We start from the raw sequence: 24743 nt of genomic DNA on the forward strand, positions 1-24743 counted from the left end.
TAAGCAAAATTACCTCATTTAACAGCCCATGAATTGTATAATCCAAAATCCTTGCTGATATTGCCTCAAATTTACAATTAGATTTTAAGTACACCTGCGTCAGAAAGGTATTTTTTATAAAGGATAGGCAAAGAAATAAATCATCTCAATAATGAAATTGAAAAAAATAAATTTCGCTTCGGAAGTTCTTCCTCATATTATAGCAATTATTGTTTTCTTACTTATAACTGTAGGATTCTTTTCTCCGGTTTTCTTTGATAATATGGCTATTAACCAGCACGATATTACTCAATGGAAAGGCGGAGCACAATCTGTTATTGAATATAGAGAAAACTCTGACAAAGAAACATTGTGGGCCGATGGTATGTTTAGCGGAATGCCGGCCTACCTTGTGAATGTAAACTGGAGCAATGGTCCTGTAAAAGCGTTACATCAAATATTCAGTATTGCATTACCTCACCCGGTAAAAATGATCTTTATTGCATTTCTGTCATTTTATATTTTGTTGCTCTCTTATAAAGTCAGACCATACATTGCAATAGCCGGAGCAATCTCATTTGGACTTTCAAGTTTTATAATCATTGGCCTAAGTGCTGGTCATAATGCCCGAATAGGAGCTATTGCTTATATGCCTCTCGTACTTGCAGGAATTAAACTGGTTTTCAGGGATAAACTTCTTTTGGGAGCCGCTTTAACTGCTGCTGCTTTAGCTCTACACCTCAGGTTGAATCACCTCCAAATAACTTATTACTTATTATTTATTGTTTTTGCCTTTGGTATTAATGAATTAGTATTTGCTATTAAGGAAAATCAATTCTCTTCACTATTGAAAAAAGTAGGAATTTTGGTTGTCGCTGCAATTATAGGTGTTGGAACATTCGCTGGTGAAATGGCTGCTACATACAAATACAGTAAATATTCTATTCGAGGAAAATCACCTATAGAATCGGTAGATCAAACAGGGCTTTCAAAGGATTATGCTTTCGAGTATAGTAATGGAACATTTGAATGGATGACTATATTCATCCCGAACATTTATGGAGGTTCACAAGGTGAAGAACTAAGTGAAGATAGTAATGTAGCCAATGCAATGGCTGCACAGGGCTTTCCTCAAAATCAGATTCGTTCTCAAATAAAAAGCTTACCTACTTACTGGGGTGATCAAAGACTTACAGCTCCATATTATGCTGGTGCAATTTCCTGTTTCCTGTTTATAATAGGGATCATATTTGCCGACTCAAGAAATAAATGGTGGATTGTTACAATATCAGTTATCGGTATATTTTTATCCATGGGAGATAACTTCCCAACCCTTAATTACTTCCTTTTTGATCACTTTCCTCTTTACAATAAATTCAGATCGGTTACTTTCACAATTATCATTACCATTTTTGCAATAAACCTTTTAGGTTTTATAGGCTTAAATGAATTATTAAAAAATGAATTCAACAAAGCGATACAAAAGAAGTTTTTAATTGGTGTAGGAGTAGCATCTGGCATTTGCTTATTGGTAATTTTAGTTTCCGGTGGGATTAATACTTCAGGAGCTATAGATCAACAATTAAATGCTCCTGCATGGTTCACGAAAGCTCTCAAGGAGGACAGAGTTGCTCTTATGAGGGCTGACAGCTTCAGATCGTTGATTTATGTATTGCTTGCTGCAGCAGCAATTTTCTTTACCATGAAAAAGAAAATCAGCCTGAACATTGGAATGATAGCTATCATCGTTTTAGTGCTCATTGATCATTGGAGTGTAGACAATAGATATTTTGGTGACAAAAATTTTGTTAAAGCGAGAAATGCATTAAACATAACAAAAACCCCGGCGGATCAAGCAATTTTATCCGACCCGGCAGAGCATTACCGCGTATTAAACCTGGCCAACCCATTTAACGAAGCGAGAACTTCTTATTTCCATGAATCAATTGGTGGTTATCACGGTGCAAAATTAGGTAGGTACCAGGATCTGATAGAATATAATATTAGTCCTGAAATGCAAAGTCTGGTTCAAAACCTACAGTCTGGAAATGCTTCCTTCAACTCAATTCCTGTTATCAATATGCTTAACACCAAATATATAAAGTATGGTAATAATGCAGAACAGGTAATAAAAAACCCGGAGGCAAATGGTCCGGCATGGGCAGTATCTCAAGTGAAAGAATTAAATTCGGCTAAGGCTGTTCTTGAAAATCTTTCATCGGTCAATACTGAATCTACAGCACTTGTGTATTCTGATGATGAGTACAAAGTGACTCCAGGCAGCTATAATGCAAATGCTCAGATTTCTCTGACGAAATATGAACCAAGCAACCTTGTTTATAATGCAAAAACCAGCGGAAAAGCAGTATTTGTATTTAGTGATATATTTTATCCGGAAGGTTGGACGGCTACAGTAAACGGAAAAGAAACCCCTATTAAAAGAGTAAACTATTTATTAAGAGCAATTGAAATTGATAGCAGCGGAGATTTTGAAATTATTTTAAATTTCCGTCCTGAAGTATATTATAGTCTGAATCCAATAACTGCAACAAGTTCATGGCTATTAATTATTGTTCTTATTATTGGAATAGGTTCCTCCTTCGTTAGTAAAAAAGATTAAAGAAAAAACAAATATGAAAAGAGGCAACTGGATTAAATTCAGTTGCCTCTTTTTTTGTTCATCTATCTAAAAATTCAATTCTTTCCGATCTCCTCTGTAATAACTGAGGCAAGTTTCTTTGAAAGGTTTTTTCTTGAATAGGGTGACTCCTTACGAATCTTATATCCATCTTTACTATTATCTTTATACTGATTATAGGCCAAATCAATATTCGCTTTAATTTTATTAATATCATCAGGATCGGCAACCCATCCATACTCACCATCTCTGATTAATTCCGCAGCATCACCTTCCTCGTCTATCACGCCAATGATTGGTCTTCCTGATGCGACATATTCAAATAATTTGCCTGTCAAAAACCCTTTACTGTTCGCAAACTTTGATAGCAAAAGAAGAAGAGCTGCTGATTGTCCAACCAGATCAAATACCTCATCATGTGACAGATATTCTCCAATTTTAACAACTCTATCTAATGTCGGATCAGTAAGCATATTACCAAAAAATGACTCGCTTATTATGCCGTGAATCCTAACTTCTGTTTCTTCAATACGTGCCGGATATTCATCCAGCCATTGCTTTAATGCCTTTAGAAATGGCTTGGGATCTCTCAGATCATCAATTGTACCGACGTATGAAATTAAAAATTTATTTGGTGACAGTTCATTTAATTTCTCCGGGATATCTTCGTGATCAAATCCATTACTAATTACTTTGACATTTCTTGCACCTAATCTTTGGAGATCATCACCCATTCCAGGACTTACAGTGATAACCGCTTTTGCATTTTTAAACACCTTTTTTTCATACATTCTGTGAATTTTCAATACCGGAGAAGAAACCTTCAGATGTTTTAACTGATGCCATTCAGACCACGGATCTCTAAAATCAGCAATCCATGGTATGCCAGTTTTTTTACTCAATTTCTGACCAATTAAATGCATGCTATGAGGTGGGCCAGTAGAAATAATCATGTCGATATTTCTATCTTTAAGCCATTGAGACAAAAATTTAACTGATGGTTTTACCCAAAATACTCGTGGATCAGGAACAATAAGATTACCTCTGGCCCAGACAATCATTTCCTGGAAAAGTGTTCGGTTTTTATTATCAAAAGCCTGCCCGGCTTTTTTCTCACTATCTGATTTCCCCGGCAACAATTTATAAGGCTCCCAAATAGGGAATTTTATAACTTCCAGTTCTTCATCTATATCTTTCAGAAGTGACTCATCTTTGAATGCAAACGTTGGATTTTCCGGAGTAAAGACAATAGGTTTTACACCAAACTCTGGTAAATATTTGGTAAATTTTAACCATCGTTGTACTCCTCCCCCTCCGCTGGGAGGCCAATAATAAGAAATTATTAAAATATTGTGCATTTAATTTAAGTTTTGTCAAATCTTTGCAAATATAAATTTTGAAGTTACCGCATGAATTGAAAATAAATTAATATTATGCGAATTAATTTAAAAAGGGTAAAATAGGCATGAAAAAAATTGGTGTATTTACTTCAGGTGGTGACGCGCCGGGTATGAACGCTGCATTGAGAGCGGTAGTCAGAGGGTGCATTTACTATGGTATTGAAGTATACGGCATAAGATATGGATATAAGGGAATGATTGAAGGTGATATAATACCTCTTAACTCTCATTCTGTAAGTAACATTATTCAACGAGCAGGAACAGTACTCAAATCTGCCAGATGTCAGGAGTTCAGGGAGCCTGAAGGAAGAAAAAAGGCTTATGACAATTTGAAAAAATTTGGCATTGATGCATTAATAGCAATTGGAGGTGATGGTACGTTTACCGGAGCTAAAATATTCTATGAAGAGTATAGTATTCCTGTTATTGGAATCCCTGGTACTATTGACAATGACATCTATGGCACTGACAAAACCATTGGTTTTGACACAGCAGTTAATACAGCTCTAAGCGCAGTAGATAATATCAGAGATACAGCAGATTCACATGACCGGGTATTTTTTATTGAAGTTATGGGTCGCGACTCTGGTTATATAGCAATTCAGTCCGGAATTGGTGGTGGTGCAGAAATGGTCATGGTTCCTGAAACAAAAACTACAATTAATGAAGTAATTGAAGCGCTTCAAAAAGGCTGGAGCCGTAGCAAAACTTCAAGTATCGTTGTAATTGCTGAAGGAGATGAAGAAGGTAACGCCTTTGAAATATCTGAAAAAGTTAAAGCAAAAGTTAAAGATCTTAAGGATATCCGAGTAACCATTTTAGGACACGTACAAAGAGGTGGAACTCCTACAGCTCAGGACAGGATCCTGGCTAGTAGATTAGGACTTTCAGCTGTAGAGGGATTAAGGGACGGCAAAACCGGTGTTATGGTTGGTGTGATCAATGATGAAGTTACGTTCACATCATTTGGAGATAGCATTACCAAACAAAAACCATTAAATAAAGACCTTATCCGAATGGTAGAAATATTAAGTATATAAAAAAAGGGCTGTTTTTCAGCCCTTTTTTATTTTCTCTAGTTCTTTATCAATTCTTTCTGTTATTGAATCAAAATCTTTTGGATCTATCCATTCAAAATTCTCTCTCTTAAACCAGGTCAGCTGTCTTTTAGCATATCTTCGTGAGTTTCTCTTCAGCAACCTCACTGCTTCTTCATAATCGTATTCATTATCCAGATAACTGATTACCTCCTGGTAACCCACAGTTTTTAACGGTTGCAATTCTTTAAATTCATATAAAGATTCGGCCTCTTGAAATAATCCTTTATCAATCATTTTATCCATTCTATGATTAATACGTTGATACAATCTCTCCCTATCAACCTCTACTGCCAATTTAAGAGTGTTTAGATCGCTTCTACCGGACGTACCCTTTCTAAGGACTGAGTACTTCTGGCCAGAGGCTTTAATTACCTCTAAAGCCCTTATTAGCCTTCTCGGGTTATTTAAATCAACTACCTGGTAATATTCCGGATCCGCTGATTTTAATTCCTTTTGTAAATCCTCTATCCCGGAGGTTTCATATTTCTGATTTAACTCTTCCCTTATTTCAGAAGGAACTTCCGGAAAATCATCTAAGCCATCATAGAGTGCTTTCATATATAATCCGGTACCGCCAACAACAAATATTATCTCATTATCTGATTGCTTTATTATATCCAGGGCTTCTCTTTCAAAATCCCCGGCATTCATAGGGTTTTCGATACTTCTGTCATCAACTAAAAAGTGCTTTACCTCTGATAATTCATCAGACGATGGTTTTGCGGTACCAATAGTCATTTCCTGGTACATCTGCCTGGAATCCGCACTGATCACAAAAGTTGAATATCTTTTTGCTAGCGATATCCCCAGTCCGGTTTTACCGCTTGCTGTTGGTCCTCCTATAAAAACTACAAGTGGGTTAGCCATAATAGATTTAAAAGTTTTTTAACTCCTCTATTTCTTCATTGAAAGCACCACTTAAAATCGGAAACCTGCACCAGGTTTTTGGATCAACATTAAATTCATCAAGGTGAAATGAAGGTGCAAATCTTTCTCTTTTCCATTGATTAATAGACCAGAGCTTAAAGAATTTTATAATATATTTCTTCAAAGTTTCTTTTTCACAGAGATTTTCAAAGTTCAGAGTTTCATAAACTTCAACTGGAGATTTTCTGTGAAAAATAGCTTCTCTTTCTATTTTACTAAGGATGTGATAAGGCATAAGATCCGACTCATCAGTTTGCTGCTGTTCTGAAGGTCTTAGTTCAGCTGTTGGAGATAAACTATTTACTCTATTTAATCCATAAAACCCACGTTCCTTTTCTGCCCATTTTAACCAGTTTCTAATAAATGTTTTGTCAACTCCGGCAATTGGAGATATACCTCCAGAAGTATCGCCATCCATGGTGGCATATCCTACATCACCTTCACTACGGTTAGAGGTAGCTAACAACAATCCTTTTTTCACATTGGTCAATAACCAGATCATAGGTGCCCTGGACCTTGCCTGAATATTTTGCAAGGGAATATCATGATCTTCCCATGTTAACTCTTCTCCTGTGGTATTTTCATAGATCTTTGTGTAATCCTCAACTACATCATCAATACTCCAGGAATAAAAAGTAGCCCCAACTGATTCTGCAATTTCTTTTGCAGCCAGGAAAGTCTCTTCAGATGAATTTTTGGTAGCCTGATATGCTGTATACAACATATTCCTAGTCAGGTCTTCAACATTTTCATAGCCCTGATCAGCAATACCTGATTTAGCTATGAATCCTTCGATCCCCAGGTCTTCTACTCCCCTTCTTACCATTTCAGCAACCATTATAGCACAGCATGCACTATCAGCTCCCCCACTCAATGAAAGGACAAAGCTTCTACTGTGGCTTTTTCTAAGGTAATCAAAAAGCGCTAACGCGATAGCCTTATCAAATTCAAGGTATTTATCCTGGTCATCATAGGCTAACTCCTGAGGCACCTCTTCACCGCTAAAATCAACATCAGCTGTTACCAGATTCACTGATTGAAAAGAAAGCCTGCGATTTTTTTGAATAAGCTTACCTTTTTGGGCAATAAAAACTTCACCATCAAAGATCATCCGTCCTGTTTCATTGCCGAGAAGATTTGAATATAAATAAACACAGTCAAATATCTCGCTGCTATCAACAATCAGATGCTCTCTAAACCGGCTTTTCCCAAAAGCAAAATGAGAAGCACTGGGATTAAGTATCAGGTCAACACCTTGTTCTTTTAACCGGTAACCTGGTCTTTCTTCTCCCCTCCAGGCATCCTCGCATATCTCAAACCCTATTTTTATCCCTTTATGATCTAAAGTGATATCTCCTATTGGATAATTACGTCCGTTAAACTCAATATAATGAACATACTCTGCAGGCCATGGTGAAAACCATCTAGGTTCATAATGGACCCCTTCATCAGCCAGAAATTGCTTGCAATAAAACCCCAGAATTTCACCTTGATAAATAGCAACTGCTGAATTATAGGTTTTACCTTTAAATCTAACAGGTAAACCCACTATTGTAAAACAATCTTCTACCCAGGTAGCAATATCTTCCAATTTCTTAAAAGCTTTTTCAGGGAGCCAGTCACTCAAGAAAAGATCTTCGCAGCCATATCCGGTGATACATAGTTCTGGAAGACATAAAATATCTGCATCGGAATTTTTAGCTTGTAAAATGGCTTCTTTGATATTAGCCAGATTACTTTTCCATTCTAAGGGAGTTTGATTTAGAGCGGCACCTGCCAAACGCATTTTTTTCATAAACTAAAGATATTAATCTTTCTTATCGAAGATACTATCTATAGCACGTTCTGCAGCAATTTGTTCAGCTTTTTTCTTACTATTACCAATACCTTCACTAAGTTTATTGCCATCTACGATCAATTCGGCCTTAAATTCCTTTAGATGGCCTTCGGTTTCGATTTCCTGAACAACAAAATCAATAGAGGTATTATTTTTTTGAGACCACTCAATCACTCTTGATTTGAAATTGGTATTTTGCTTAATAAGCTTTTCTAAATCGTAATGAGGAATAATCAATCGTCTGATTATAAACTTTCTACACTTGTGATATCCGTGGTCTAAATAAACTGCTCCGATAAGAGCTTCTAGAGAATTGCCAAATACGTATTTGTAATTATGTTTTTTCCCACCGGGATTGTATTCAACAAAATTACTTACTCCAACTTTCTTAGCAAGCTTATTGAGGCTTTCCCTATTGACGATTCTTGAACGGATCTCCGTCAAAAACCCTTCGTCTTTATACGGATATTTATTGAATAGATACTCACCTACTACCATTCCCAGGACGGCATCGCCCAGAAATTCAAGTCGTTCATAACTATCCCGCTTACCAGCTACATTAAATTGTGCTACAGAGGTATGTTGAGAGGCTAAGAAGTATAAGTGAATATTGACGGGTCTGAACCCGACAATATTCCTTACAGCTTCTGAAAGTTTTTTATTTTTACCTTTACGGTATTTAAATTTCGCTATGATGCGAGGAAGCAATCTCCACACTAATCAACCATTTTTTTGAATATCACTGAAGTATTATGACCTCCAAAACCAAAGGTATTCGAAAGGGCAATGTTTACTTCTCTTTCCTGTGCTTCGTTAAAGGTAAAATTCAATCGTCCGTCAATCTCCTCATCATCAGTGAAATGATTAATGGTCGGAGGAATAATCCCTTTATTTATCGCCATCAAACATGCGATAGATTCGATTGCACCAGCAGCACCTAAGAGGTGACCGGTCATCGATTTTGTAGATGAAATATTAAGATTATATGCATGATCACCAAATACTTTTTGTATGGCTTTCACTTCACTCATATCTCCCAGAGGAGTTGAAGTACCATGCACATTAATATATTGTACCTCTGAAGGATCAATCTCTGCATCTCTCAATGCATTGACCATAACATTAGTTGCTCCAAGTCCATCAGGGTGTGGGGCGGTAATATGATGAGCATCAGCAGACATACCTCCACCGATCACTTCGCCATATATTTTCGCTCCTCGTTTTTTTGCATGCTCATATTCTTCGAGAACCAGTGCACCAGCACCTTCTCCAAGAACGAAACCATCTCTATCCTTATCAAACGGTCTTGATGCAGTTTCTGGTGAATCATTGCGCTCAGAAAGCGCTTTCATTGAGTTGAAACCACCCATACCTGGTTCGGTAACAGCAGCTTCAGACCCTCCAGTCATAATGATATCAGCATGTCCTAATCTGATATAATTCATTGCATCAATAATAGCATTAGTAGACGATGCACAGGCAGAAACCGTAGCAAAGTTAGGACCTCTAAAGCCATATTTGATTGATATATAACCCGCTGAAATATCAGCGATCATTTTCGGAATAAAGAATGGATTGAATCTAGGTGTTCCATCACCATTGGCAAAAGACATTACTTCATCAGTAAAAGTCCTTAATCCACCAATTCCTGAACCCCAGATCACTCCGGCACGGTCAGAATCGAAATCTTTTAACTGACTATCGTTAAAAGCCTCTTCAGCCGTGACCATCGCGTACCATGTATATGGATCCATTTTTCTCGCCTCTTTGCGATCCAAATGGTCATTCGGGTCGAAATTTTTGACTTCGCACGCAAATTTAGTTCTAAACTTCTCTGCGTCGAAGCGGGTTATAGGAGCAGCACCACTGACTCCCTTCGCTAAACCGCCCCAGTATTCCTGGACAGTATTACCGATTGGAGTCAGCGCGCCAATTCCTGTTACAACAACTCGTCTCGTATATTTCATATAATGTGAAATGAAATACGTTTAGATTAGATAAGAATTACTTAACGTTTTCCTCGAGGTAGCTGATTGCCTGACCTACAGTCTGAATGTTTTCAGCCTGGTCATCAGGAATAGAAATATTGAACTCTTTTTCAAATTCCATGATCAGTTCAACAGTGTCAAGGGAATCTGCTCCCAAGTCATTTGTAAAGCTTGCTTCAGGTGTTACCTCTGAATCTTCTACACCAAGCTTATCAACGATAATTGCTTTTACTTTTTGTGCTATTTCAGACATCGCTAAAAGTATTTAGTTAAAATCCACTGCAAAGAAATAGATTTAATGTTATAAAATCAAACAAATTCAATAAAGTTATTAATAAAAGCAATAACTGACTTATTTGATGTTATTTCTTAACTATTTCGCAATACAGTAACTAAAATATTCAAAAATAACTAAATTATCCTTGTTTGAATGTACTTTTTCTCCAGGCTATTATTGTGAGTCAGGAAATGCTTGTTAACATTGAAAATTAAACAGGAATGAAGAAAACCAAGCTTGAAAAAAGCTTAATTATTGATTTTAAGGCAGTTGGGATATCTTGTACTCTTAAAGCTTACAAGTTAGCGTGGCTTTTAAATAAAATTTTAAATATTCAGTTGGTGAAAGAAAATGATTTTCAACTTGAAAGCGGTAATGAAAATATTGAAATTTGTAATTATCTTTATGAAACACCTGCTGGATACCTGAAGTTAATAGAAAACAAAGCTACCAATCATGAACGCGTGGGGAATTTGTTTTTAATCCCTGAATTAAAACAATTTGATTTCCTGTTTCTTATTAAGGAAAGTGATTCGTTTAATGCCGATGAAATAATTAATAAAATCAAGACCTTAAATGAAATAAACTTTATAACACCAATAAATTACACACAGATTAAGTCAAAAGAAAACCTATTATTTTAACTCATGTCAGACGAAATAAAGTTTAATAAAACTAAAATAATTGCTACTGTTGGTCCCGCCAGTAACAATAAGGATATGTTGAGAAAACTTATAAAAGCAGGAGCAGATGTGTTCAGGCTTAATTTTTCTCATGGGACTCACGATGACCATAAAAAAGTCATTCAATATGTCCGCGAACTCAATGATGAACTTGGAACTCATGTCGCCTTACTTCAGGACCTTCAAGGACCTAAGATCCGGACACAGGAAATTGAAAACGGTGAGGTAATCATCAAGGAAGGTGATAAATTAACAATAACTACCGAGGACATTGTTGGTAACGCTGAAAGAATCGGAACAACTTACAAGGACATCGTCAATGATGTAAAACCGGGTGAAATGATCCTCATAGACGATGGTAAGATCGAATTAAAAGTGATTTCCACAAATCCTACTGAAATTGTTACTGAAATCGTATATGGTGGCCCTCTAAAATCAAGAAAAGGAATCAACCTGCCTCAATCAGAAGTTTCTGCTCCTTCTTTAACTGAAAAAGATAAAAAAGATCTTGAATTCGGACTGGAACAGGATGTTGACTGGATAGCCCTTTCTTTCGTCAGAAAGGCTGATGATGTTCGGGATATTAAGGAACGAATTTCAGATGCAGGCCGATCTGCAAGGGTCATTGCGAAAATTGAAAAACCTCAGGCTGTAGCAAATATCGACGAAATTATTGAGGTTACTGATGCTATTATGGTTGCCCGTGGAGACCTTGGTGTTGAAGTGGTGATGGAAGAAGTTCCTACTATACAGAAAAGCATTGTACACAAATGTAATCTGATGGGCAAACCCGTGATCATCGCTACTCAGATGATGGAAAGCATGATTGAAAACCCAAGACCCACCAGGGCTGAAACAAATGACATTGCGAATGCCGTAATGGATGGAGCAGATACTATTATGCTTTCAGCTGAGAGTGCAGCTGGTAAATACCCGGTAGAATCTGTAACCAGTATGGCTAAGACGATTAGCATTGTTGAATCGAGAACAGAAAGCATATATTTCCACCATACCAGTTACGTAAGAGACGAGTCGCCTACTTTTGTTAGTGACAATCTTGTCCTTGTGGCATGTCGTCTTGCAAAAAGAACCGGAGCAAAAGCTATATTCGGCATCACCAACTCAGGCTATACAGGCATTAGAGCCTCTTGTCACAGACCGAAGGCAAGTATATTCATCTTTACCAGTAATAAGAAATTATTGAATGTCCTGAGCCTTGTATGGGGCGTGAGAGGTGTTTATTATGATGGGGGTCCAACTACCGATGAAACCTTCGAAGATCAGAAAAAGATCATCGAAAAGATGGGGTATGTAGAAAAAGGAGACCTTATAGTACAGATGGCCAGTATGCCTTTAGAAGAAAAGAAAAGAACCAATACCTTAAAAATAGATATGATCTGATCCGGTATTGGGAATATTAATAAAATTTTATGGAGCGGGCTCAATCATGAGTACCGCTTCTTCTTTATCTACCTTTACAGCACCTGCAGGACTCCCCTTCACCTTTCTTATATACTTTTTTGGAGTCACTATAACAGGGCATAATGTTTCGTTTTTTCTCTTGCTATATTTAGCAGCCAATGCAGCAGCATATTCTATTACTGCCCGGGGAATTTCCCGACCCGATTGGTGCTTAATTAATACATGGGAACCGGGCACATCCTTTGCATGTAACCATAAATCTTCTTTGTAGCCGTATTTTAAAGTCAGTTCATCATTTGCAGAGGCATTTTTCCCGACCCATATCTGGAACCCGTCCTTTTCATACGGTTTGTATGGCTTTATTATTTCAGTCTGCCTGCCTTTTGAATCAAGCCCCAGATTTTTTACTGTCTTTTTTAATGCTTTCAGGTCGTTTTCATTTTGAATAAACTTTTTAAGCGAATCTAATTCGTCAATTCTTTCATTACTTTCTTCAATCTTTTCGAAAAGCATTTCTATTTCTTTTTCCTGATTTTTTGCCTTTCTATAATAGTTTTCAGCATTTTTCTGAGGCGAGAGACCTTTTTTTAAAGGGATTTCAACTAATTGGTTATTATTATAAAAGTCCTGAAGTTCAACCTTTTTGATACCTGGAGAAATACTATGCATATTTGCCATTAAAATATCTCCAAATTGCCGGAACCTGGCTTCATTTTCAAGATACTCAAGCCTCTTTTCAGACTTTTTAATATATGATCTGGTTTGCTTAAGCCTTTTATCAATATATGAATTGATCTTCTTTTTAAGCTCTGAAAGGGCGAAAACACCTATGAAAGAATAAAATAATTTCGTTGATGCTTCTAATGGATCCTTGGTTACAAATTTCACATTATCATTTTCGTAATGCTCCGGATTTAACAACGAAAGAATGTAATTTGATTTTTCCTGATCGAATATCACTGAATATTGATCACTTTCTGACAATTCATCATGCAGGGATAATGCAGCTTCAGCCTGATCATTGATATCTTCAATAGCCTGAGTTTTTTCTTTAAAGACTTTTAAAATATCCTTATCCCATAAAACAATGGGAGGTTTGTTCTCTTTTAATCTTTGTATAATAGATTCGGTACTTAAATCCAGAACATTACCAAGATCATTTAAATTTAAATCCTTATCTGCCTGAAGATCATTTCGAAATAATGAAATTAGTTCCTCTTCTTTAAAAAGCAGGATATTTGATCTATTCCCGAATAATTTAAAAAGCAAACGAAATCCATCTGTAAAATCAATGGTAAAGGCCCTTTCATTTCTAATTTCAGAGACTCCTACTACTTTTTTATCCAGTAATTCCGTAAATAATTCTACAGAATTTCTATTTGCACGACTTTGATCGGAATGAAAACTTAAAAATGAGTATTTAGGATCAAAACTGGCTTTAATGTAAAATTCATTCGAAGAATTTGCAAACCCGAAAATGACTTCGTCCCGGTTTTGTGAATAACATTCAGCCAGGTAATGTGGCTCATCACCTCCCCTAAAATAATTATTCAATTCATTTGCCTGATCTGAAATAAAATAGGCTGTTAAATGCATGGTTACAATTTGATCTTAAGACCGTCGTAAGCTAGTGATATGTTTTCAGGAAGTTCTTCATCAACAACCTTGTGTCTGCCCATTCGATGACTAATATGGATCAAATAGGCTTGTTCCGGATTTACTTTTTGGATTAAGTCAACAGCTTCATCCAAGGTAAAATGAGAAATGTGTTTTTCTCGTTGAAGTGCATCAAGAACGAGTATTCGTGATCCTTTTACTTTTTCCAATTCTTCATCAGATATACTGTTTGCATCAGTAATGTAAGTGAAATCTTTAATTCTGAAACCAAGAACAGGTAATTTATAATGATAAACCTCAATAGGTATAAACTCTACACCCTGGACATTAAAAGGTTTGTTCTCAATTTGATTGATTTCAAACCTTGGAGCACCGGGATAGGTTATTTCCCCAAAAGCATAATGAAATTCATTTTCAAGCTGATTGATTACTCTTTGAGTGGCATACAAAGGCATATGCTTCTTAAGCCGGAAATTAAAGCTTCTTACATCATCTAACCCAGCTACATGATCCTTGTGTTCATGAGTGAAAATCACAGCATCAAGATCATGTATTCGCTCCCTGATCATTTGTTGCCGAAAATCAGGACCAGTATCTATTACAAAACTTTTACCATCGACTTCAACGTGGATTGAAGTTCTTAATCGCTTATCACGAAAATCAATTGATCTGCATACCTCACATTCGCATCCAATAACCGGTACGCCCTGTGATGTTCCGGTGCCTAAAAAAGTTATCCTCAAAGCTTAAGTGAAGTTTGTGTGAGTTCTAAATAAAAATTTCGATTTTTATCACACAGGTCTTTGGTGTTTAAATCTACCTGACTAAGAATTTCAATCAGGCAACTTATTTTCCCTTCAAGTGTATAGTATTTATTAACAATTACTACCTTATTATCATTAAGTATACAGTAACCCGATTTAAAATTGCCTTTTTCATACCGAAGGATATAATCAGACTCAGCAAAAACATCTTCAAGCTTATTTAAAAACGACTTAGTATACTTTACTTCCATATTATGAAGTGTATTTTTTAACTGCTTTTACTAATGTATCAAAATTGATTGGCTTTGGTATATAATCATTTATACCCACTGAAGTAAAATCATCCATAGAATAATTTTTAGCATTACCTGTAATCGCAATGATAGGTGTATTTGCTTTTTCTTTGTCGTCCATTGATCTGATCTGCCTGGCACATTCCATACCATCCATCTTTGGCATGTTAATGTCCATAAGAATCACATCAAAATCAGTATCCTTCAATGATTTGATTACTTCTTCGCCATTTTTAGCAGAAGTGATCTTATAATTCTGTATTGTTAGTATTTTTTTAGTAAGATTTTGGATTACTGAACTATCTTCCGCGATCAAAACTTTTTTTGCTGATGACATCTCTTTTAGAGGTTTAATATACTCTGATAACTATTTCTGAATTCTCCAAATATAGATTTTAAATACGAAATATCCTCAATGAGACCTTCATAATTTTGTTGTTTAATGCGTGTTTCGATGACTTCAGCGATTCCTGCAACCTTCTCAATACCAAGGGTTCCGGCATTACCCTTGATAGTGTGTAAACTTTTCTTGATTATATCATAATCTCGTTTCATCAATCCTGATTCTATCTCTCTAATCAGTTCGACTGTTTCAGTTTTAAAATCATTAAAAACCTGATCAATTAATTCCTTACCTCCGTATTTTTCAAGTTCTGCTACTGTTCTTTCGTTGACGATAAGACGAGGTCGCTGTTCTTCGTTATTTTTTATATCGTCCTGCGCCCTTTTAAGATCAACCCCCATCAAAGATTTCACCTTATTTATCAAATCTTTTGCCTTTATTGGTTTAGGCAGATAATCGTCAAACCCACTCTTTAAAAATCTTTCTCTGTCATCTTGCATGGAATAGGCGGTCATTGCAACAACAGGCGTTTCATTTAGCAGATCTCTATTTAATAATTCTTGCAAGGTTTCAACACCATCCATATCAGGCATTTGAATATCAAGAAAAACTATATCAAACTTTTCATCAGTCAGATACTCAATTGCTTTCAGGCCACTATCCCCCATGGTAACTTTACAACCCGATTTTTGAAGAATTTCTCCGGCAACCTGTCGGTTAACCAAATTATCATCTATCAATAAAATCTTAGGAGGGTGTTCAAAATAATTCTTTGATGAATATTCCTCTATTGGTCTTTCTTCTATTTCAGGAGCCTCGGTTTCATTGGCCTGAAAAGTAAACCAGAACATCGAGCCCATGCCGGGAGCTGACGACACTCCTATATCACCTCCCATCAGCTTCGATAACCTTCTTGATATAACTAAGCCAAGCCCGGTACCTCCATAATTCTTTGTGGTACTATTATCAAGTTGATTAAAAGACTTAAACAACTCATTAATTTGGTCAGGCGGTATACCTATCCCCGAATCACATACTTCAACCCTGATTAGATGTTTGCCTTCACTATTAAATTTAGATCTGATATTTAAGTCAATAGCTCCATTAGTATTTGTGAATTTAATCGCATTGCTAATAAGGTTTGACATGATCTGAAGCAGCCGGGTTTCATCGGCCATCAGGTATTCCGGCACCGACTTATGAAGATGATACTTAAATTTAATCCCCTTTTCTTCAGCTTTCTGTGAAAATAATGACTTTGATTTGTCCAGCAGATCCTCAATATTAACTGGAGACTTTTTGATCTGCATTTTCCCGGCTTCGATCTTGGACAGATCAAGAATATCATTCAAAATATTAAGTAAAGTACCAGATGATTTTTTTATAATTCCGATATACTTCTTTTGTTCCTGATCCAAATGAGTATCTGAGATAAGATCGAGCATACCAATTATACCATTCATTGGCGTCCTGATCTCATGACTCATATTGGCAAGAAACTGTTCCTTTACTTTCAATGATTTTTCAGCGATCTCTTTGGCATTCATTAAATCGATATTTGCTCTTTTTAATTGAGTAATATCTCTTGCCACACCTTCAATCTGCTCTGGTTTACCTAGATCATTGTAGATGAACCTAATATTACACAGGCATTGTAAGATTGTTCCATTCCTGCGTATAATACTAACTTCAAAATCTCTAACTCGCTGATGCTGTATTAATCTCCTTATCAGATCCTTAGTCTTGGGATTAAAAAGATAAAAATCAGATATATTCTTTCCTGCCAGATCACCAGGTGAATATCCTGTGTGTTCTTCAACAGAGGGACTTAACATTGTAAGAGTTCCATCAAGGTCACACCTGAAATAGATATCCTGGAAATATTCAAAGATTTTTCGGAATTTCTCTTCACTAAGTCTTAATGCTTCACGAGCATGGATTTGATCTTCGATATTTTCACCGATAATAGTTATCGATTCAACAATCTCCTCCTCATTATAAAATAACAGGGAGCGGAATTTAACAGGCATTATCGAACCGTTCCTGCGTTTTACCTGAAGGTGAAACCCTTGCTGCACCATCCTACCCCTAAATATCTGGTCAAATATCAACCTGAGATCATCCCGATGAGAATCTGTAACAAATATATCAAATGCATCCTTCCCAATTAAATCTCCTTTTCTATAGCCAAGCTCATTGCAGGTATTATTATTAACATGTTGTATAATACCTCCAAGACCAATGGTAATAGTCATCAGGTCAGCATTATTCAATAATCCGGTCAGCTCCTCTCTCCTTTTTTTAGTTTCTTGCTGAGCATGCAGTTTTTTATTTTCAGGAGAATTTGCTTCTTCAAGCTCCCGGATCTTTGAGATCAATTGTTGTTTTGTATAATTTTGATAATCCTCTGCCATTATTTTATCTAAAATACTGCATAAATTAACAACATAAAAATGCAATATTGTATTCTAAAAGGTAGATTACTTTTTTATAATTGAATAAACTTTTAATGCGGCTGTATATAAGTCTGATTTTATTTATTGTTTCCTTTACCTTAAAGGCACAAAAAGATACCACCAGCGTCACTCTGGATGAATCACTTAATGATAGTACAGTGACGATTGGCAAGGTCTTTATTGTTGGAAACAAAAAGACTAAAGACATTATAATACTCCGTGAAATGCAACTTCAGCCAGGTAAAACTATTGAAGTTGCCCAATTAAAAGACCTTCTTACGCGAGATAGAAATAATATTTTTAATACCAGCCTGTTTGTCACTGTCGAACTGAGAATTATTCCTGCAAGCCAGGGTGAAATAGATATTCTGGTCCAATTAAAAGAAAGGTGGTATACATTTCCAACTATTGTTTTTGAATTAGCGGATAGAAATTTCAGTGAATGGTGGATAAACCAAGGGAAATCTCTGGAACGCGTTAATTATGGAGTCAGGTTGTACCAGTACAATCTAAGAGGAATGGATGAAACTCTTAACCTGGGATTACAATTTGGTTATACGCGGGAGTTTTTAGTTAGCTACAATATTCCATACATAAACAAAGGTCTGAAAACAGGACTTGAAACAGTAGTATTTTTTAATGACAACAGAAACATCCCATTTGCTACTCAAAATAACCGACAGCAATTTTTAGACTCAGAATTCAAAATTAAAAGAGAATTCAGAATATCTGAGACCTTACGTATACGGGAATCGATTCAAAATACACATAGCTTCAGGCTGGCTTATCAAAATATAAAAATTGATGATACAGTTGCTCTTGAAAATCCGGATTACTTTCTGAATGGAGATACTGAAAAACAATTTCTCACCATGAGTTATCAGTTCACAAGAGATCTCAGGGATGTAACTGCTTATCCACTCAGAGGATTTCTTCTTGGTGGAAGTGTAACTCAATTTGGCACTGGAATTCTATCCGGAGCATTTCAAACTGCCTTGCAAGCTGAATACGCAAAATACCTGGATCTGGGGAAGGGTTACTATTTTAGTAATAGAATCAGTGGCAAAGCTTCTTTCCCTCCAAAACAGCCATATTTCGTTTTCAGGGGACTTGGATATAGCAAAGAAATTATTCGTGGATTTGAACTGAATGTGATCGATGGTCAGCACTTTATTTTAAATAAATCAACCTTTAAAAAAGAGCTGTTCACTAATCTATTTAAGTTAGGTAAATGGATGCCAATCGAGCAATTCAGAACTGTTCCTGTAGCTTTATATGTAAAATCTTATTTCGATATTGGATACGTAGATAACAGAATTGATTACGGCCCTGATAATGACCTGGTGAACCAGATCAATTTTGGTTATGGAATGGGTTTTGACCTCGTGACTTATTACGATTTTGTAATGAGATTTGAATATTCATTTAATTCAGTAGGGCAAAGCAGGTTTTTCTTTAATATTAAGACCGCATTATAACTTAATAATCATCTTTATCAAGTTTAGACTTTCTACCTCTTTTATCATAATAATACCAGTCTCCTACCCTCTTTCCATTCTCATACATCCCTTCGAACTCTAACCTCCCTTTGTCAGTATAAAAAAACCATCTTCCTTCTTCTTTACCCTTTTCATAATAACCTTTTTGAATAAGAACACCCTTTTCGTTATACACTTTCCATTGACCGTGAGGAAGCCCGTTTTTATAAAAGACAATTCGTTCGAGATTTCCATTCGGATGATAATGCTTCCATTCTTCGATGTATAACCCCTTTTCGTATTCTCCAGTTTTATCTAATTTTCCATTAGAGTGAAAATATTTTGCATTTCCTTGAAGTAATCCATTTTCCCAAATTTCTTGTGCCTTTGTTGTTCCATCAGGATAAAAGTAAGTTGCAACCCCATCAAGATCCCCCTCTTTAAAATGCTCGATTGCTGACTTATTGCCATTCTTATAATAAGTTTCTATTTTCTGACCTCCCTCCTCCAGCAAATAGGTAATACTCCTTATATGTTCAGTGTCATAATAGGTTGTATCCTGGGCATAAGAATAGTAAACGTTTAATATCAAAAATAATACCACAAGCTTTTTAATATATCCGAGTACGTTCATATATTTGAAAATCTTTCAATACTAATTCAACTATGATAATGCTAAGACTCATCCTTTTTGTCTTGGCGATGCATACCATTATTGGACAAAATTTATCTCCGGTAAGTGATCTCACCGGATTAGGACCTGCAGGTATAGCATCCAACCAGGAAACAACTTTTTTCGATAACCCGGTAGCAATGTTAAGATATAAAAAAACTACCATTGAAGCCGGATATTATATCCCTTTTAGTCAACCATTAGTTGGCTTATATACAACAGCAATAACAATACCAGGTGAAAATTATTCTATAGGTGCAGGTTTTAGCCATTTTGGTGGTGAAAATATGTACTCAAACCAGATCGTAATACAAGGAGCTATAAAAAAAGAGAATTTTTCCTTTGGTTCTTCAATTCGAATCGATCAGCTCACAATGACTGAAATCAGGTCGCATCTAACTTATTCGATTGACATAGCCGGGAAATTTCAGGTGTCAGAAAATTCACTGATCGCTGCATCAGTAAAAAACTTAACTCATAGCAACTGGAACAATGAACACAGAACACCTTATTATTACGAATACCGACTTGGTTTTGGACACAAAATATCTGAAAAACTCTTTTTATCGAGTGCCCTAAGATCTTCGCTGGAAGATGAATTAACTGGTTCAATAGCGATTTCAAATCTGATTAAAGATTCGCTAAGATTTGATTTTGGCACAAATATCAGTCCTTCAGGATTAAATGGAGGAATTCATTTGATTTTGCAAAAAGTAATTATCCATTACAGTTCACGATGGATTCCTGATTTTCCTTTAAGTCATGGCTTCAACCTAAAATATAAGTTGTAATGAAAGGGCAATTTATAGTTATCCTCTTTTTGTTTATAAATTTTATTAACTACGCGCAGGAAACGGATTTAGAATCGATAATATGGTTTTATCAGAACCAAAACCCCGATGTTCAACTTGACATTGAAGATCTTACCCAGATTCTAAAAGATTTAAGAAACAATCCTGTTGATATCAATAACGCCTCTAAAGAAGATCTTTTAAAAATCCCATTCTTAACGCTGAATGAAATTATCGCTTTAAAAGAACATATAGAAAAATTTGGTGACATTTATCTGATTGAAGAATTACATATGATAAAAGGTTTATCAAAAGAAAAAATTAAATACTTAAGACCTCTCATCTATATAAATACAATTCAACCAACTAAATCTCATTTTGAAATAACAAATCGATCAGCTTTTGATGCTAAATACAATGACCTCAAAACAAGAACAGGTATTGATTATCATAGAAAAAATTATTCAATCAATTTAAAATTTGAGAAAGATGCCGGAGAACAATTCTTTATTGAAGGTAAAAACCAAATGATATACCCAGAATATTTTGGAGGAAATATTCAATTCAACAAAAAGAAAACCACCTTGATTATCGGGGATTTTAAACCAGGGTTTGGTCAGGGAACCAGGTTTAACAACGCTTTCTTTTCCAGTTTAGGTTCATTTCCCGTCCATAATCAAATAAGAGTTCAACGCAATGTCCGACCATATGGAGGATTTGATGAATTTCATTACTTGCGAGGTATAGCAATTAACAGAGAGATTAAACCAGGATTGACAGCAACAGGCTTTCTTTCATATAAGTCTGTCGATGCAAGGATAAATAATGATACAATAATTACTCTTTATCGATCAGGCATTCACCGTTCAGAAAGTGAAAAACTAAACAGGAAGACAGCAAAATTATTTAACAGTGGGATGATTATGAAAAAGAGCCTGGGAGAGAATGGTTATATTGCCTTTATTTCGGATTTCAATCATTGGTCTGATATCTTCGATGCAAGCAATTCGATAAATGCTCCATACAGATCGCAACTTCATTTTGGTCTGGCTCATCAGTATACATATAAAAACAAAACCTTTTTTGGTGAGATAAGCTATTTACCTTTTCAACAAAACTTTTCAACAAACCAGGGTATCCTTATTGCAATAAATAAATCCTGGGATTATTTAATTCAATTACGATATACCACCCCCTATTATTTTTCCCTTTTTGGAAATGGAATTGGTGCCAGGGCAAATCCTGCAGGTGAAAAAGGCATTTATCAGGCCATAACATTTAAGGAAAGTAAAAGTCTCTCAGCGATTTTATATTTTGACATTCGTAAACTCACAACTATTTCAAGATTCCTTCCCTTACCAGCTTTAAATGAAGAATTAGGATCCAAAATACTTTTAAAACATTCTCCATTTTCATCTCTTCAATTAGTAGTTGCTTATGAAAGTCAGCAAGGGCCTGATCAAGTCAAAGATAAAAAAAGCAGATACAGGATTAGAAAAACCAATTTAAAATCAGCACTAAAAGGAAGAATGAATATCAGCGAGAATTTAAAATGGGATCTTCAATTTCAATATAGAAAAGCTACCAATTCAAATAAAAGCTATGCATATGGATATTCACAAAGACTATTGTTTAAAATAAATCAGTTATCAGGTACTTTGGGAACTTCATTAGGAATTTCAAAAAATAATCGTGGAGTCTATTTTTATGAAAATGGATTTTATAATTCATTTCCCTACGTAAATCTTGGAGCAGGTAAAACTTCAAGGCACTTTTTGACATTGAGATACAAAATTCAGCATTTCATATTCAGTGGGAAATATAGCAGCTATAGAAATTATGACCGGTTACCTCTAGATAAATCTCAGACATTCAATGAGTTTGAAATACTAATAAGTTATCAAACTAAATAATTCTTTAGATTTAGCGGTGAAAAATTTAAATTGCACGCCAAGAAACCAATAAAACCATGGCTTATAATTTACTAAAAGGAAAAAAAGGTATCATAACAGGAGCATTAGATGAAAATTCAATTGCCTGGAAAGTAGCTGAAAGAGCTAAAGAAGAAGGCGCTGAGTTCACATTAACCAATGCTCCTATAGCAATGCGAATGGGTAAAATCAATGAGTTAGCTGAAAAGACTAATTCTGAGGTAATCCCTGCAGATGCTACCAGTCTTGAAGATATTGAAAATCTTTATAAAAAGTCTGAAGAGATCTTAGGTGGTAAAGTTGATTTCATTCTTCATTCTATCGGAATGTCACCTAACGTAAGAAAAGGTAGAGATTACGGAGATCTTAACTACGACTGGATGATGAAATCACTTGATGTATCTGCGATTTCATTTCATAAAATGCTTCAGGTAGCTGAAAAAATGGACTTCATAAACGAGGGAGGTTCAGTCCTAGGTCTTTCTTATATTGCAGCCCAACGTACATTCCCTGATTATAGCGACATGGCCCAGGCAAAATCACTTCTGGAAAGTATTGCAAGAAGTTATGGAGAACGGTATGGCCGACTTAAGAAAGTAAGAGTTAATACTATTTCTCAGTCTCCAACAATGACAACTGCAGGAACAGGTGTAGGAGGTTTTGATACCTTCTTTGATTTTGCTGATAAAATCTCTCCATTAGGAAATGCAGATGCAACAAGTTGTGCCGACTACTGTATTTTAATGTTTTCGGAATTAAGTAGAATGGTTACAATGCAAAATTTGTATCACGATGGAGGATTCAGTACAAGCGGTATAACACAAAAAGTGATCGACCACTGGCAAAAATAATATAACTAAAAGCTGTCTTAAAGGCAGCTTTTTTTATTTTAGCCTTCAATTAAAATAGCAATCGATCTATGATCAGTTTTCCAAATGCAAAAATCAATCTCGGCCTTTATATAACCGAAAAAAGAAAAGATGGATTTCATAATATAGAAAGTGTTTTTTACCCAATTCCTTTTAAGGACATTCTGGAAATAAACTTTGCCTCTAAAACTTCATTTGAAACTACAGGTCTAAAAATTCCCGGCAAAAATGAAGACAACCTGATATTAAAAGCTTACAAGGCTCTTAGGAAAGATTTCAATATCGATCCTGTTCAGATAAATTTACACAAGCAAATTCCAATGGGAGCCGGACTTGGTGGCGGCTCTGCAGATGGTGCGTTTACTATCAAGCTACTTAATGATTTATTTGAACTATATCTAGAGGATGAACTATTGGAAATTTATGCTTCAGATCTTGGTAGTGATTGTCCTTTTTTCATAAAAAATGAGCCATCATTCGTAACAGGACGAGGAGATGAATTAGAAGAAATTGACTTTTCATTGAAAGGGTATTATTTGATCTTACTCAATCCGGGTATCCATATCAGCACACCGAAGGCCTATGGTATGATTTCTCCCAATAAAATTGATTTCTCATTGATTGATTTGATAAAATCTGGTCCGGAAAATTGGCAAGGAAATCTTAAAAATGATTTTGAACAGCCTATCGTTGAAGAATATCCACTTATACGACAATTAGTAAATGGTTTATATGAAACAGGAGCTGTCTATGCTTCGATGACAGGTTCCGGAAGTAGCGTTTTCGGAATTTTTAAAGATGAACCTAAAGAAACAGATGGCTTGGCAGAATACCTTGTCTGGAAAGGGAAATTATAGTCCCGCATTATGAATGCAGGACTATGAAATTTTATTCATGGAAGAATCTTTCGTGTACAATCTGGTCTCCCTCCCATTGCTGTACAGCAACCTGCTCCATTTTCACTCTTTGATCTCCTTTAAAAGTAACATCCATCCATGACTGAACCATTGTTACTTTTTTATCCTCATTAGAAGTAATATTGTCTACGCCTGCTCCATGAAACTCTTCGATGCTTCCCAGGAAATTCTTTTCGTATTCTCTGTTTGCTTCCTTACCTTTTCTAGGATCCTCGCTGTTCTCTTGCATTACAACATTTTCACTGTAATACTTTTCGAAGGCATCCATAAGCTTACCTCCATTAATCATTTCGTAAAGATTTGTGGCTTTTTCTAAATATGTCATGACTTAAAAGTTTTAGTGTTTATTTGTTTAAACAA

General features: G+C 35.7%; 22 protein-coding genes. 9 read left to right on the forward strand and 13 right to left on the reverse strand.

From position 1 onward, the window contains the following. Window positions 1-151 precede the first annotated feature (151 nt). Complete coding sequence (locus OO013_RS00945; RefSeq protein ID WP_266054643.1) at window positions 152-2599, forward strand: YfhO family protein; 2448 nt, start codon at window positions 152-154, stop codon at window positions 2597-2599. Window positions 2600-2673: 74 nt separating this feature from the next. On the opposite strand, the gene OO013_RS00950 is transcribed toward OO013_RS00945, so the two are convergent. Further along, complete coding sequence (locus OO013_RS00950; protein WP_266054644.1) at window positions 2674-3975, reverse strand: glycosyltransferase family 4 protein; 1302 nt, start codon at window positions 3973-3975, stop codon at window positions 2674-2676. Window positions 3976-4082: 107 nt separating this feature from the next. Between OO013_RS00950 and pfkA the strand changes: the two genes are divergently transcribed. Further along, complete coding sequence (pfkA, locus tag OO013_RS00955; protein WP_266054645.1) at window positions 4083-5057, forward strand: 6-phosphofructokinase; 975 nt, start codon at window positions 4083-4085, stop codon at window positions 5055-5057. Window positions 5058-5072: 15 nt separating this feature from the next. Here pfkA and miaA read toward each other — a convergent pair whose 3' ends face one another. From miaA to OO013_RS00980, 5 genes are read right to left on the reverse strand one after another with little or no spacing between them, the layout of a single operon-like run. Then, on the reverse strand, window positions 5073-5984 hold the full coding sequence (miaA, locus tag OO013_RS00960) for a tRNA (adenosine(37)-N6)-dimethylallyltransferase MiaA (RefSeq protein WP_266054646.1): 912 nt from the start codon (window positions 5982-5984) through the stop codon (window positions 5073-5075). Between the two features lie 7 nt (window positions 5985-5991). Further along, window positions 5992-7839, reverse strand: a complete 1848-nt coding sequence (gene nadE, locus OO013_RS00965; RefSeq protein WP_266054647.1) for an NAD(+) synthase — start codon at window positions 7837-7839, stop codon at window positions 5992-5994. Window positions 7840-7851: 12 nt separating this feature from the next. Further along, window positions 7852-8598 carry a ribonuclease III gene (gene rnc / locus OO013_RS00970; protein ID WP_266054648.1) on the reverse strand — a complete coding sequence of 249 codons (747 nt, stop codon included), beginning with the start codon at window positions 8596-8598 and terminating at the stop codon, window positions 7852-7854. Beyond that, window positions 8598-9848 carry a beta-ketoacyl-ACP synthase II gene (gene fabF / locus OO013_RS00975; protein WP_266054649.1) on the reverse strand — a complete coding sequence of 417 codons (1251 nt, stop codon included), beginning with the start codon at window positions 9846-9848 and terminating at the stop codon, window positions 8598-8600. The genes rnc and fabF overlap by 1 nt, the downstream gene beginning before the upstream one ends. 37 nt (window positions 9849-9885) lie before the next feature. After that, the gene (locus tag OO013_RS00980) at window positions 9886-10122 is read right to left on the reverse strand and encodes an acyl carrier protein (RefSeq protein ID WP_137090375.1); all 237 of its coding nucleotides are present in this window, start codon (window positions 10120-10122) and stop codon (window positions 9886-9888) included. A gap of 245 nt (window positions 10123-10367) precedes the next feature. Between OO013_RS00980 and OO013_RS00985 the strand changes: the two genes are divergently transcribed. Together OO013_RS00985 and pyk are read left to right on the forward strand one after the other, a co-directional pair. Beyond that, complete coding sequence (locus tag OO013_RS00985; RefSeq protein ID WP_266054650.1) at window positions 10368-10790, forward strand: IPExxxVDY family protein; 423 nt, start codon at window positions 10368-10370, stop codon at window positions 10788-10790. A gap of 3 nt (window positions 10791-10793) precedes the next feature. Beyond that, complete coding sequence (gene pyk / locus OO013_RS00990) at window positions 10794-12230, forward strand: pyruvate kinase (RefSeq protein WP_266054651.1); 1437 nt, start codon at window positions 10794-10796, stop codon at window positions 12228-12230. A 27-nt stretch (window positions 12231-12257) separates the two neighbouring features. On the opposite strand, the gene OO013_RS00995 is transcribed toward pyk, so the two are convergent. The 5 genes from OO013_RS00995 to OO013_RS01015 are packed head-to-tail and all read right to left on the reverse strand — an operon-like array spanning window position 12258 to window position 17682. Then, entirely contained in the window at window positions 12258-13847 is a 1590-nt protein-coding gene (locus OO013_RS00995; protein ID WP_266054652.1) for an NFACT RNA binding domain-containing protein, read from the reverse strand. A gap of 2 nt (window positions 13848-13849) precedes the next feature. Then, a complete protein-coding gene (locus tag OO013_RS01000) occupies window positions 13850-14611 on the reverse strand; it encodes an MBL fold metallo-hydrolase (RefSeq protein WP_266054653.1) in 762 nt (253 codons plus the stop codon). Beyond that, complete coding sequence (locus tag OO013_RS01005; protein WP_266054654.1) at window positions 14608-14883, reverse strand: hypothetical protein; 276 nt, start codon at window positions 14881-14883, stop codon at window positions 14608-14610. Before OO013_RS01005 ends, OO013_RS01000 begins: the two co-directional genes overlap by 4 nt. Window position 14884: 1 nt before the next feature. Continuing rightward, window positions 14885-15262 carry a response regulator gene (locus tag OO013_RS01010; RefSeq protein ID WP_266054655.1) on the reverse strand — a complete coding sequence of 126 codons (378 nt, stop codon included), beginning with the start codon at window positions 15260-15262 and terminating at the stop codon, window positions 14885-14887. A gap of 5 nt (window positions 15263-15267) precedes the next feature. Continuing rightward, window positions 15268-17682, reverse strand: coding sequence for a PAS domain-containing hybrid sensor histidine kinase/response regulator (locus OO013_RS01015; RefSeq protein ID WP_266054656.1), 2415 nt, complete (start codon window positions 17680-17682; stop codon window positions 15268-15270). A 95-nt stretch (window positions 17683-17777) separates the two neighbouring features. Between OO013_RS01015 and OO013_RS01020 the strand changes: the two genes are divergently transcribed. After that, window positions 17778-19202 carry a BamA/TamA family outer membrane protein gene (locus OO013_RS01020; RefSeq protein WP_266054657.1) on the forward strand — a complete coding sequence of 475 codons (1425 nt, stop codon included), beginning with the start codon at window positions 17778-17780 and terminating at the stop codon, window positions 19200-19202. A 1-nt stretch (window position 19203) separates the two neighbouring features. Here the strand turns inward: OO013_RS01020 and OO013_RS01025 are convergent, their stop codons facing one another. Further along, on the reverse strand, window positions 19204-19836 hold the full coding sequence (locus OO013_RS01025; RefSeq protein ID WP_266054658.1) for a toxin-antitoxin system YwqK family antitoxin: 633 nt from the start codon (window positions 19834-19836) through the stop codon (window positions 19204-19206). Between the two features lie 38 nt (window positions 19837-19874). On the opposite strand from OO013_RS01025, the gene OO013_RS01030 reads away from it, so the two are divergent. The 4 genes from OO013_RS01030 to ispE all read left to right on the forward strand — a co-directional run bounded on the left by OO013_RS01030 (window position 19875) and on the right by ispE (window position 24323). Then, the gene (locus OO013_RS01030) at window positions 19875-20666 is read left to right on the forward strand and encodes a hypothetical protein (protein WP_266054659.1); all 792 of its coding nucleotides are present in this window, start codon (window positions 19875-19877) and stop codon (window positions 20664-20666) included. Then, window positions 20666-22579 (forward strand): helix-hairpin-helix domain-containing protein, encoded by a 1914-nt coding sequence (locus OO013_RS01035; RefSeq protein WP_266054660.1) that lies wholly within the window; start codon window positions 20666-20668, stop codon window positions 22577-22579. Before OO013_RS01030 ends, OO013_RS01035 begins: the two co-directional genes overlap by 1 nt. A 56-nt stretch (window positions 22580-22635) precedes the next feature. Beyond that, the gene (locus tag OO013_RS01040) at window positions 22636-23448 is read left to right on the forward strand and encodes an enoyl-ACP reductase FabI (RefSeq protein ID WP_266054661.1); all 813 of its coding nucleotides are present in this window, start codon (window positions 22636-22638) and stop codon (window positions 23446-23448) included. A 68-nt stretch (window positions 23449-23516) separates the two neighbouring features. Further along, window positions 23517-24323: a 4-(cytidine 5'-diphospho)-2-C-methyl-D-erythritol kinase gene (gene ispE, locus OO013_RS01045; protein ID WP_266054662.1), complete on the forward strand. Its 807-nt coding sequence runs from the start codon at window positions 23517-23519 to the stop codon at window positions 24321-24323. A 31-nt stretch (window positions 24324-24354) separates the two neighbouring features. Here ispE and OO013_RS01050 read toward each other — a convergent pair whose 3' ends face one another. Next, window positions 24355-24708 (reverse strand): SnoaL-like domain-containing protein, encoded by a 354-nt coding sequence (locus OO013_RS01050; RefSeq protein WP_266054663.1) that lies wholly within the window; start codon window positions 24706-24708, stop codon window positions 24355-24357. Window positions 24709-24743 lie beyond the last annotated feature (35 nt).

This window comes from Mangrovivirga halotolerans (assembly GCF_026241165.1).
Taxonomy (GTDB): Bacteria; Bacteroidota; Bacteroidia; order Cytophagales; family Cyclobacteriaceae; genus Mangrovivirga; species Mangrovivirga halotolerans.

What these genes read in the sequence shown, in the direction of transcription:
- pfkA (WP_266054645.1), top strand. Translation starts at nt 4,083, where the DNA reads ATGAAAAAAATTGGTGTATTTACTTCAGGTGGTGACGCGCCGGGTATG.
- OO013_RS00950 (WP_266054644.1), bottom strand. Translation starts at nt 3,975, where the DNA reads ATGCACAATATTTTAATAATTTCTTATTATTGGCCTCCCAGCGGAGGG.
- OO013_RS00980 (WP_137090375.1), bottom strand. Translation starts at nt 10,122, where the DNA reads ATGTCTGAAATAGCACAAAAAGTAAAAGCAATTATCGTTGATAAGCTT.
- OO013_RS00995 (WP_266054652.1), bottom strand. Translation starts at nt 13,847, where the DNA reads ATGCATTTAACAGCCTATTTTATTTCAGATCAGGCAAATGAATTGAAT.
- OO013_RS00945 (WP_266054643.1), top strand. Translation starts at nt 152, where the DNA reads ATGAAATTGAAAAAAATAAATTTCGCTTCGGAAGTTCTTCCTCATATT.
- OO013_RS01020 (WP_266054657.1), top strand. Translation starts at nt 17,778, where the DNA reads ATGCGGCTGTATATAAGTCTGATTTTATTTATTGTTTCCTTTACCTTA.
- OO013_RS01025 (WP_266054658.1), bottom strand. Translation starts at nt 19,836, where the DNA reads ATGAACGTACTCGGATATATTAAAAAGCTTGTGGTATTATTTTTGATA.
- OO013_RS01030 (WP_266054659.1), top strand. Translation starts at nt 19,875, where the DNA reads ATGCTAAGACTCATCCTTTTTGTCTTGGCGATGCATACCATTATTGGA.
- miaA (WP_266054646.1), bottom strand. Translation starts at nt 5,984, where the DNA reads ATGGCTAACCCACTTGTAGTTTTTATAGGAGGACCAACAGCAAGCGGT.
- OO013_RS01050 (WP_266054663.1), bottom strand. Translation starts at nt 24,708, where the DNA reads ATGACATATTTAGAAAAAGCCACAAATCTTTACGAAATGATTAATGGA.
- OO013_RS01040 (WP_266054661.1), top strand. Translation starts at nt 22,636, where the DNA reads ATGGCTTATAATTTACTAAAAGGAAAAAAAGGTATCATAACAGGAGCA.
- OO013_RS01010 (WP_266054655.1), bottom strand. Translation starts at nt 15,262, where the DNA reads ATGTCATCAGCAAAAAAAGTTTTGATCGCGGAAGATAGTTCAGTAATC.
- fabF (WP_266054649.1), bottom strand. Translation starts at nt 9,848, where the DNA reads ATGAAATATACGAGACGAGTTGTTGTAACAGGAATTGGCGCGCTGACT.
- OO013_RS01005 (WP_266054654.1), bottom strand. Translation starts at nt 14,883, where the DNA reads ATGGAAGTAAAGTATACTAAGTCGTTTTTAAATAAGCTTGAAGATGTT.
- OO013_RS01035 (WP_266054660.1), top strand. Translation starts at nt 20,666, where the DNA reads ATGAAAGGGCAATTTATAGTTATCCTCTTTTTGTTTATAAATTTTATT.
- pyk (WP_266054651.1), top strand. Translation starts at nt 10,794, where the DNA reads ATGTCAGACGAAATAAAGTTTAATAAAACTAAAATAATTGCTACTGTT.
- OO013_RS01015 (WP_266054656.1), bottom strand. Translation starts at nt 17,682, where the DNA reads ATGGCAGAGGATTATCAAAATTATACAAAACAACAATTGATCTCAAAG.
- OO013_RS00985 (WP_266054650.1), top strand. Translation starts at nt 10,368, where the DNA reads ATGAAGAAAACCAAGCTTGAAAAAAGCTTAATTATTGATTTTAAGGCA.
- ispE (WP_266054662.1), top strand. Translation starts at nt 23,517, where the DNA reads ATGATCAGTTTTCCAAATGCAAAAATCAATCTCGGCCTTTATATAACC.
- nadE (WP_266054647.1), bottom strand. Translation starts at nt 7,839, where the DNA reads ATGAAAAAAATGCGTTTGGCAGGTGCCGCTCTAAATCAAACTCCCTTA.